This is a genomic window from Streptomyces phytophilus (assembly GCF_013870535.1).
Classification (GTDB): domain Bacteria; phylum Actinomycetota; class Actinomycetes; order Streptomycetales; family Streptomycetaceae; genus Streptomyces; species Streptomyces phytophilus.
The window spans coordinates 1-9,007 of the sequence record NZ_JACBXC010000126.1 but is presented as its reverse complement, the minus strand read 5'-3'; the positions used below and the strand labels follow the sequence as shown (position 1 = coordinate 9,007).

The window sequence follows — 9,007 nt, the reverse complement described above, 5'->3', positions numbered from 1 at the left end:
GGCGTCCGCGGTCGTCGCGGCGTGCCCCACAGGTCGCGCTCGACCCCGGCGGCGGCCTCCGCTGCAAGTAGCGCACCGACGAGTTGAGCCTGCCCGGCCGGCTGGCCCAACGGGAGCCACGCATCCTGACGGTTGCTCCGTCAGATCTGCCGCGCGGAGGTGGCGGGGCGAGTTGCCCCTGCGTAGTCGTCGCCGTTGTACCGGTAGGGCGCGATCTGGATGTTCGCTCCGGGTCTCGGTGCGTTGATCATCTGCCCTTGGCCGATGTAGATGCCGACGTGGTGGATGTTGGTGGGGGTTCCGTAGAAGACGAGGTCGCCGGGCTGGAGGCTGTCGTTTGGGACGCGGGGGCCGGCGTTGAACTGGTCTTGTGCGACGCGGGGGATGGTGATGCCGGCGGCTTGGTAGGCGGCGCGGGTGAGGCCGGAGCAGTCGAAGCCGTCTTCGCCGGCGGCGGGTCCGTCGCCTCCCCAGAGGTAGGGGAGTCCGAGCTGTCCTTCGGCGTAGGCGATGGCCTCCAGCGCGGCCGGGCTGGCGTTGTTGTCGCCTCCGACGGTGGCGGGGCTGGTGTACTGGGCGGCCTGGGTGAGGACGTCGGAGACGTACCAGTTGGCGTTGTTGTAGGTGTAGATCGCATCGCGGAGGTTGCGGCCCTGGCGGGCGCCGGAGTCGCACAGGTAGGCCGCGGAGGCGTATACGGCGTCGTGGAGGTTGTACGGGCTGGGCTTTGCGTCGCCGCGTGCCGGCGGGGGGTGTTCGGCGACGACGTCGGCCCAGGTGCCGGGCATGAACTGCATCGGGCCCCTGGCGCCCTTGTGGTTCGCGCCTTCGGAGACTCCGTCGAGGGTGGAGCGGCCGTGGTCGGATTCGATTTTTCCGATGGCGGCCAGGATGGTCCAGTCCAGGCCGGGGCAGGTGGCCGCGGCCTCCGTGTACAGGGCGAAGTTGTCGGGTGGGATGTCTTCCATGGCTGTGCGGCTGGGCTGGGTTGTGCTCTGGCCGAAGAGCGAGCTGAGGACGCCGCCGGCGCCGGCAGCCGCAAGGGTGATCAGGAGGAGGATGCCGGCGAAGAGCGCGAGGACGGGCTTGAGCACGAGGGGGTCACCACCTTCGGCTGCTTGGCGATCGAGGTCACTGCGGGGGCATCGGCGGCGGCGGGTGCAGGTCGCTGCCTGAGCTGTCTGCGTCGGCGGCGGTCGACGCCGACACCGGCGGCAGGCGGGGCCAGGCGCTGGTGAGGGTGGCCAGTGGCAGGCGGGGGCTGGGGGAGTCGGGCAGGGGCAGCCAGCGGGCGGCTGCCGGGTCGTGTGGCGCCGCGGGCGCGGCTTCGGTGCTGGTGGTGGCTACGGGGACCCGGTCCGGGTCGGTGAGGTTGTGGTGGGCCGCGGCCAGTGCGGTGCGCGCGCCGGCTTCCCGGCGGGAGCTGGGAAACCACATGAGCACGGGGGTGGTGAGCGCGGTGGTGTGGGCGAGTTGGTGGTAGGCGGTCAGCTTCCGGGCGAGCTTGTCGAGCGGTTCGGTGCCGCGGTCGTATTCGAGGAACCATTCGGTGGTCCCGGCGCGCTGGTGGTGCCAGCGGCCGTAGGCGTCCGGGCGGACGATGTCGCCGAAGTGCCGGGCGCAGCGGCGTTCGGACCACCAGGCGGTCAGTTCCTCGGACGGGCCGTGTTGGCGGGCGCGGGCGATCAGGGTGGTGAACAGGCCGTTGGTGCCGGTGGTGTGGGGCAGGGTGAGGGAGTGGGCGATGCCGATGGCGGTGGCGTGTCGGTAGGGAAGTTGGTGGGGGTCTTTGCCGTCTTCGGCGGCGAGGATGCGGGCTCCGGCGATGTCGAGGACGTAGTGCATCGGTGCGGAGCCGCGGGCGGTGAAGGGCTGGAAGCGGTCGATCACCCGCCAGGTGTAGAGCTGGAGGAGCCGGGCGTTGGCGGCGCGGGAGGAGGGCCACGCGGCCTGGCCGATCTGGTTCAACGTCAGGACGCGGTGTTCGTACAGCATGCGTGCCAGCCACCGGTCGCGGTCGGTCAGCCGTCCGGCCAGGCGTGCCAGGTGATGGCCGCTGACGGCGACGCGCTGTGACGGGCGGGCTGGCTGGGGGCGGCGCAGGGGCCGGCGGTGCGGGAATTCGTGGTGCACGGACACGGAAGCCTCCTGTTGGCAAAAGGGGTCGGTGACGGTGCTGTCCGCCCGTGGGGTTGAGGGCGGGTTCTCGGTGGGTCAGGGGGTGCGCCGGGGGTCGGCGGCCGGGCGGTGGGGGCGCCCGCTGGCGGCGGGTGTGGTGGGCCGCGGGTGGGCGGCGGCTGCCCGGATGGTTCGGGCACGGCCGCGGATCTTCGGCGGCAGCTTGGTCGTCGTGGCGGTGAACGCGGGGGCTTCGGCGCCGGCGAGGACGGGTCGGACGGCGACGGTGAACGCATCCAGGCGTGAGAGGTCCTGCTCGGCCAGGCGGGGTGTGGTGTGGCGGGCCAGGAGCCGGGCGTCCTCGGGGGAGGCGTTGAAGTAGATCTTGGTTCGGGCGTTGGTGCTGATGCCTTCTTCGAGTTCTCGGGGGAGTTGGCGCAGGTACTGGTGGGCCAGGGTGATGGACAGCCGGTAGCCGCGGGCTTCGGCCAGCATGTCTTCCAGGGGGTAGGGCAGGTTGAGGAAGTTGTGCGCCTCGTCCAGGTACAAGCTGGCGTCGGGGCGCTGGTGCTGGGCGAGGCGGGAGCGGGCGGTGGTGGCCTGCCAGGTGCGGGCGACGATCAGGGAGCCGACCAGGCGGGAGGTCTCCACGCCCAGCGCGTTGCGGCTGATGCGCACCAGGCAGATGCCGCCCTGGTCCAGGACGTCTTCGAGGTCGACGGTGGAGGTGCCGCCGGCCAGGGCTTGGCGGACGAAGGGGCGCAGCAGCAGGCCGCGGAGTTTGTTCATCAGCGGGGCGATGATCTGTGCGCGGGCGGGGTCGGACAGGTGGTCGTACCAGGTCCAAAAGCCGGTCAGCAGGTCGTCGTCGAGCTGGCGGATGGCGCGTTGGCGGGCGGCGGGGTCGGTGAGCAGCGCGGGCAGGTCGGTCAGCAGCGGTGTGCTGGGCAAGGCGCGCAGCGTCAGCAGGCCGGCGCGCAGGATGTCGTCGGTTCTCGGCCCCCAGGAGGAGGCGTAGACCCGGGAGAAGATGCTCAGCAGGTTGTCGACGATGCGGGCGGTGTCGTCGCCTTCGAGGGGGTTGAGTACCGGCGGCCGACCGGCCCCGGCGTCGAACAGCACGACGCGTGAGGCAGCCGACTCCGGCAGCCGTCCGAGCACGTCGGTGATCATGTCTCCCTTGGGGTCCACGGCGACGAGGCCGCGCCCGGCGTCGGCGTCATCGAGGATCAGGCGGGCCATCAGTTCGCTCTTGCCGCTCCCGGTCGCTCCGAGGATGTGCAGATGCTGGCGCGCGTCGGCGACGTGCAGGCCCACCGGGCGGGGCCGGCCGGTGTCGGTCAGTCCCAGCGGTTTGACTCCGGGACCGGGTACGGGGATGCCGGGAGGCGGGGCCACCGCGCGGGCGCCGGCGCGTTCCAGCTGCGGGATGTCGGTGTCCCAGGGCAGGTGGGCGAGCACCGCTACCTCGTGGACCGACATGACATCCCCGCGGTTCAGGCGTCGTTCGGCCAGCCGGTTCAGCGCGCGGCGGGAGACAAGCCGGGCACGGCGGTAGTAGTTGTGCTCGCTGAAGACGGCGCACGCAGCGGCCAGCGCGTGCGCGCGGCCGACCAGCCGCTCGTGCACGTCGCCTCGCTGCTGGGCGGTGGCCGCGGCCGGAAGGACACAGGAGGTCGCGAAGCGGATGCTCACCTCGTAGTGGGCGCCGCGGGCTTTCGTGACGATCGCCCGGTCCTCGGCCGCCGTCTCCAGCACCGTGTGACGGTCCTGGCCGGCCTGCGTCCGGGCGGCACTCCGCCCTGAGCGGCCGGGGCCGGGCAGGAAGAGGTCCAGCACTCGGCTGACCGGGCGGACGGAACGGCCCGCGCGAAGACGCCGCGCGGCTCGGCGGGTCTTCCGCAGGCGGCGGCCGGTGACCGGGCGCGCCAGGACCTGTACCACCGCGCGTTCTTGCGGTCCCAGGCCCACCGGGGCGCCGAGCAGGGCGCGGAGGGGGTCGGCGGCGAAGTCGGTACGGATCGGCAGCGCTTCACTTCGCGCCAGGCGCAGCCGGCCCGCGGCCACCTCCACGTCCTCGCCCTTGGCCAGCGGGCCGGGCAGCGGCGCGGTGGCGGGAGCAGTGCGGGTGTGCGCGCCGGGCCAGGCCGCCTCGATGGCCCGCTCCACCATTCCGGGCGGCACCATCCCGGGCACCCAGACCTGGAGGGCCAGCGCCTCGTGATCGGCCACGTACTCCCAGACCAGATGGGGCTGCCCGAACAACCAGCGTCGCCAGCCGGGACGCAGCAGGCCGACGAGGTTGGCCCACAGGGCGGCCCCGCCGTCGGGGTCGACATGCGGCGGGGGCAGGACCCGTACGACGCGGGCGTCGGTGGCGATCCGCTGGTGGCAGCGGCGTCGCCACCACCGCCACAGCCCCAGGACACCCGAGGCGAGGAGGAGGACCGCAGCGCCGGCCGGCAGGCCCCAGTCGGCCGCCCACTGACGCGCGTCGAGCAGAACGTGTTCGAGGGCTCCGGAGGGGTCGAGCAGAAACTCCTCCAGCGGCGAGTTCGTCTCCTCGGATCCGGTCGAAGGGGCCGGAGAGGTCGTAGGTAGGAAGGTGATCACCATGAGGCTCCGTAAGTTGCTGTGCGGACCTGGAGGGCCGGGGGTGGCCGATAAGGCTCTGCCTTCAGCGGCTGCCAAGCAGTGGCCGCCCGGCTTTCGGGGCCGCCGTCCGGCCTGTTGACGAGCTGAGCGGCGGACGGGCGCCGCTGGCCGGCGGCCGGGCGGAGCAGCCGAAGGCAGAGGGCTAAGCGGCCTGCTCGGGTCGCTGTGGGCCGCCCCGGTGTCGCGCGGCGGCCGGCTGGGGGCTCGACTCGTCGGGCAGCAGCGTCAGATGTCCGCGCCGCTTCGTGGGGTGCCGGCGGGTGGCGCGTTCGGCGTCGACTTCGGCCTGCCAGGTGCGGAAGGTGCGGCCGGCCAGTCGTTTGAGGTAGTGCGGGATGCGGTTGGCGGGGATGCCCACCAGCCGCGGCCCCAGCACGGCCAGGAGGTCGCTGGCCTCCTGCGAGTGCCAGCCGGCGGCGTCGATGGCGTCTTCGTCGGGGAAGACGTCGGCCACCCTGTCGCGCCGGGTGTCGAGGTCGGCGTCCTGGGTGCCGCCGTAGCTGTAGACCCACAGGAAGTTGTCCGGCGGAGCCGGCTCGACCATCGCGCGGAAGCGGCGGACTTCCTTGGTGTAGGCGTAGAAGTTCACGGTGGGGCGGGCGCGGATGATCCGCAGCCAGGCGGCGAGGTAGGCGTCGGAGAAGAAGTCGCCGGAGTCGTGGATGCGGATCCAGGCGTGCTGGAGGCGGCGGGCGCCGAGTTCGGCGATCATCGCAGCCTCCCACCCTTCCGGGTCGTCCAGGACGAAGCGGAGGTTGGCCTGGTGCTTCGCCTTGACGTTCGGCCAGGTGTAGGTGCCGTGCCGGGCGTAGCACACGCGGGCGCAGATCCCGGCCGAGGGGCAGGTGTTGTACGTGCGGCCATCGGGAAGCCGCCCCGCCCACGCGGGCAAGGTCCAGTTCCACACCCCGATGGCTTTCATCTCGCGGTTTTGGGTCAGCAGCCGCGCCGGACGCACGGGCGGCTCGGCTTCGGGCGCAGGTTGGGGACGTGGATGAGGCATGAGGACGGAACCTCCAAGGGGGGCACAGACAGGAGGTAGAGGGGCCACATGGCTTGGCCGGTCGTGGCCACGGGCTGGTGGGTCGTCAGATTCCGGTGTCGGCTTCGGCGGGGCCGAGGTCGATGAACGGGTCCTGGTCCTCGGTCCCGGGAGGGGTGCGGGCGGCTTCGTCGGCGGCGAGTTCCGCGAGTTCGGCCGGGTTGGTGGTGATCAGTTGGTGCTCGGCCGGTGAGGCGATGGCGTGGAAGGCGACCCGTTGGGTGCCCGCGGACAGCAGGCCCTGGCCGCGGTCGGCGGCCAGGAGGAATTGCCGCTCGCCGTCGGAGAGGTTGAAGGTGGCCGCGATCTCCTCGATGGCTTGAGGGGCTTGTCGCAGCAGGATCTGGGTGGCGGCGTTGGCGACCACTGCTTTGCCAAGTTCGGTGCCGAGGACGTCGGCGGTGTCCTGGGTGGCGACCGTCAGGCCGGCCCAATGCTTGCGGGACGCCTTGGCCATCCGGAACAGGAAGTCGGCCCCCGCGGGGTCCTTCATCAGCAGCCAGGCTTCGTCGACGACGACGAGCCGGGGCCGGCGGACGGCAGCGTTGGAGACCTGTCGCCAGACGACGTCGAGGGTGAGCAGGGTGCCGATCGCTTTCAGTTCATCGGGCAGGTCGCGCAGTGAGAAGACCACCAGATGGCCTTCGGGCCGGCTGGTGGACGGCCCGTTGAACAGGCCGCTGAAAGCGCCGTGCACGTAGGGGTGAAGGCGCGCGGCGAGATCGGCTGATTCGGTGTCGGTGGACGTCTGAAGGGTGTGGGCGAGGTCGGCGAGCAGGGGCGCGGGGCGGGTCCAGGTGCGGGCGTCCGCGGTGATGCCGGCCTGCTGGTAGGTGGCGGTGATGGCCCGGTCGAGACTGGCGCGCTCGCCGGGGGTCAGCTCGGCGCCGAGGAGCACGGCGATGACGGTGTGCAGGAACAGCGAGCGCCGAAGGAGCGCGTCGCGGGGGGCGGTGCGCCGTCCGTCGGGCCGGGTGTGGATGGGCAGGTCGAAGGGGTTGAGCCGCACCTGTTCGGCGCCGAGGTGGACGTAGGTGCCGCCGACGGCTCGGGCCAGGCGGGCGTATTCGTCTTCGGGGTCGATGACGTAGATCTCGATCCCGCGGTAGAGGGAGCGCAGCAGTTCGAGCTTGACCAGGTATGACTTGCCGGCGCCGGAGCGGCCGAGGACGACGGAGTTGTGGTTGTCCAGCGCGAAGCGGTCCCAGTGCACCAGCCCCTGGGAGCCGATGTTGTAGCCGTACAGGACGCCGGTGGGGGCGGCGACGGAGGTGGGATCGGCCGGCGGGAGGTCGGGGCTGGTGAAGGGGAAGGCGGCGGCCAGGGCCTGGGTGTCGAAGGTACGGCGCATGCCGAGCAGGTCCAGGCCCATCGGCAGGCACGTGATCCAGCCCTGCAGGCTGCGGTAGGAGGCCGGTTTGGCATCCAGCAGCAGGCTGGCGGCCAGTGCGCGTACCGCGTCGACCTCGCCGCCGAGTTCCTCGTTGCTGGCGGCGTGGACGGTCAGGTACAGGCCGAGGCGGAAGAGCTTGCCTTCGCCTCTGGCGACCCGGGCGGAGAGGTCGTAGGCGTCTTCGGTGGCGGCTTCCACGTGCGGGTCGGGCAGGTGGCCGTGCTCTTCGGTGTGCCGGCGGCCGGATTCGAAGCGGGCGAGCTGCTTCTTCAGCCGCTGCGCGGCGGTGGCCGGGTCGATCGGCTCAATGTGCAAGCTGACGTCCACGCGGCCGGGGTAGGTCAGCAGCGGCTGCAGCCACCCGGGATGCACCTCCCGCGGGTAGCCGGTGATCGCGAACGAGGCAACGGATTCCTGGCCGACGTCCAGATGCCTGACTCCGACGGCGAGTGAGTCCGGGGCGAACACGTCGCCGTGCCCGGTGGACGACTCCCAGGGGGAACGAGGGCGAAGCCGTCGGCGTGTCACGGTTCATCTCCTTCCTGAACCGCGGTCGTCGCGGCGTGTGCTCGGCCCTTGTGGAGGTCCGGTGGGTTGCTCGGCTCGTGCGGCGTCCCGTTGTCGTGTTCGGGGTCGTCGTAGAGCGTGGGGGCGGTGGTGATGACGTCGTGAGCCCCTGCGAGATGGGTGGAGGGCGGCAGGAGGCTGTCGGGGTTGCAGGCGGCGGCCAGCACGGCGGTGGCCTGTCCTGCGTCCAGCGCTGTGACGGTGATGCCGACCGGTCCGAGGAGTTCGGTGGCCTCCTCGACGCGCCTTACCAGCCGGGCCTCGACGGCCCGCCGCGCGGCGGCGGTGGCCTGGGTGTGGCGGTCCGCGGCGCGGCGTGCGCGCCGCGCTGCCCGGTGCGAGGTGCCGAAGCCGGTGTTCGGGGCGGTGGTGCCCGTCGGCTCGCGGATGATGAGGAGCACCTGACGGCGCAGCAGGTTGCTGGTCTGGCGCAGGTGGTTGAGGTAGTCGGCGTGCTCGTACGCGGCGTGCTCCAGCGCCGGGTGGGGCAGGTTCCCGGCGTAGGCCTGCAACTCGTTGATCTGGGCGGAGAGGTCCAGGCGTTCTGCTCGCACCATGATCTGCACCGGGGCCGTCAGGGAGTGCAGGTACCGGCCGAAGGCCGTGGTCAGGGACTCTTGTTCGGCCGGTGTCCGCAGGGCGAAGTTGACGGTGCTGCACACGGCAACCACCGCGAGCCCGTCGCGGCCGAGGTCGACCAGTCCCGTCTCGCTGACGGACTCGGCGGGCATGTGCAGCGGAGCCGGCGTCACCGTGCCGGCAGGTTGACCTGGTTCGTCGGCCGGGCGGGCGCGCTCGCCCAGCCACTGGGGGGCGGGCTGGACGCCTTCGCCTGCGGCGATGCGGTAGCGCGGCGCCAGGCGCTGGCGGATCGCGGCCAGCAGCAGCCGATCCAGCGGCAGCCCGTCGCGCCGGCCCAGGGCCAGCAGCACCGCGACGCCGGCCAGCGGCAGCGCAACGATCACGAAGACCGGCAGCGGCACCAGCGTGCGGCTGCCCGTGTACAGGGTGTAGAGCACGATGCCGGCTCCGGACAGCAGCAGCAGTTGACGGGCGGTCAGCCCAGCCAGCACCGTGTCCTCGCGCTCGACATCGGCCGGAATGCGCACCGGAGTGCTCATCGTGGTCACTGCCCTTCTTCTGGGTGCGGGGTGCGAGTGCGGTCTAGGGCGAGGAAGGCGGTGGGGCCGGCGGGCGGAACGTCGGCCAGGTGGTGCCCTGCGGCGGGCGTA

Annotated in this window: 6 protein-coding genes; all 6 read right to left on the bottom strand. The window is 72.1% G+C overall.

What is annotated here, in order from left to right:
* Positions 1 to 140: 140 nt before the first annotated feature.
* Entirely contained in the window at positions 141 to 1,094 is a 954-nt protein-coding gene (locus tag H5J30_RS09630; RefSeq protein WP_309505479.1) for a C40 family peptidase, read from the bottom strand.
* Between the two features lie 37 nt (positions 1,095 to 1,131).
* Positions 1,132 to 2,139 carry a replication-relaxation family protein gene (locus tag H5J30_RS09625; RefSeq protein ID WP_220188716.1) on the bottom strand — a complete coding sequence of 336 codons (1,008 nt, stop codon included), beginning with the start codon at positions 2,137 to 2,139 and terminating at the stop codon, positions 1,132 to 1,134.
* A 75-nt stretch (positions 2,140 to 2,214) separates the two neighbouring features.
* On the bottom strand, positions 2,215 to 4,734 hold the full coding sequence (locus tag H5J30_RS09620; RefSeq protein WP_181786966.1) for a type IV secretory system conjugative DNA transfer family protein: 2,520 nt from the start codon (positions 4,732 to 4,734) through the stop codon (positions 2,215 to 2,217).
* 181 nt (positions 4,735 to 4,915) lie between these two features.
* Complete coding sequence (locus H5J30_RS09615) at positions 4,916 to 5,776, bottom strand: GP88 family protein (RefSeq protein ID WP_181786964.1); 861 nt, start codon at positions 5,774 to 5,776, stop codon at positions 4,916 to 4,918.
* 85 nt (positions 5,777 to 5,861) lie between these two features.
* Complete coding sequence (locus tag H5J30_RS09610; protein ID WP_309505478.1) at positions 5,862 to 7,736, bottom strand: VirB4 family type IV secretion system protein; 1,875 nt, start codon at positions 7,734 to 7,736, stop codon at positions 5,862 to 5,864.
* A complete protein-coding gene (locus H5J30_RS09605) occupies positions 7,733 to 8,896 on the bottom strand; it encodes a PrgI family protein (protein ID WP_181786962.1) in 1,164 nt (387 codons plus the stop codon). The genes H5J30_RS09610 and H5J30_RS09605 overlap by 4 nt, the downstream gene beginning before the upstream one ends.
* Positions 8,897 to 9,007 lie beyond the last annotated feature (111 nt).

Coding starts and splice junctions, on each gene's coding strand:
- H5J30_RS09620 (WP_181786966.1), bottom strand. CDS start 4,734: ATGGTGATCACCTTCCTACCTACGACCTCTCCGGCCCCTTCGACCGGA.
- H5J30_RS09615 (WP_181786964.1), bottom strand. CDS start 5,776: ATGCCTCATCCACGTCCCCAACCTGCGCCCGAAGCCGAGCCGCCCGTG.
- H5J30_RS09605 (WP_181786962.1), bottom strand. CDS start 8,896: ATGAGCACTCCGGTGCGCATTCCGGCCGATGTCGAGCGCGAGGACACG.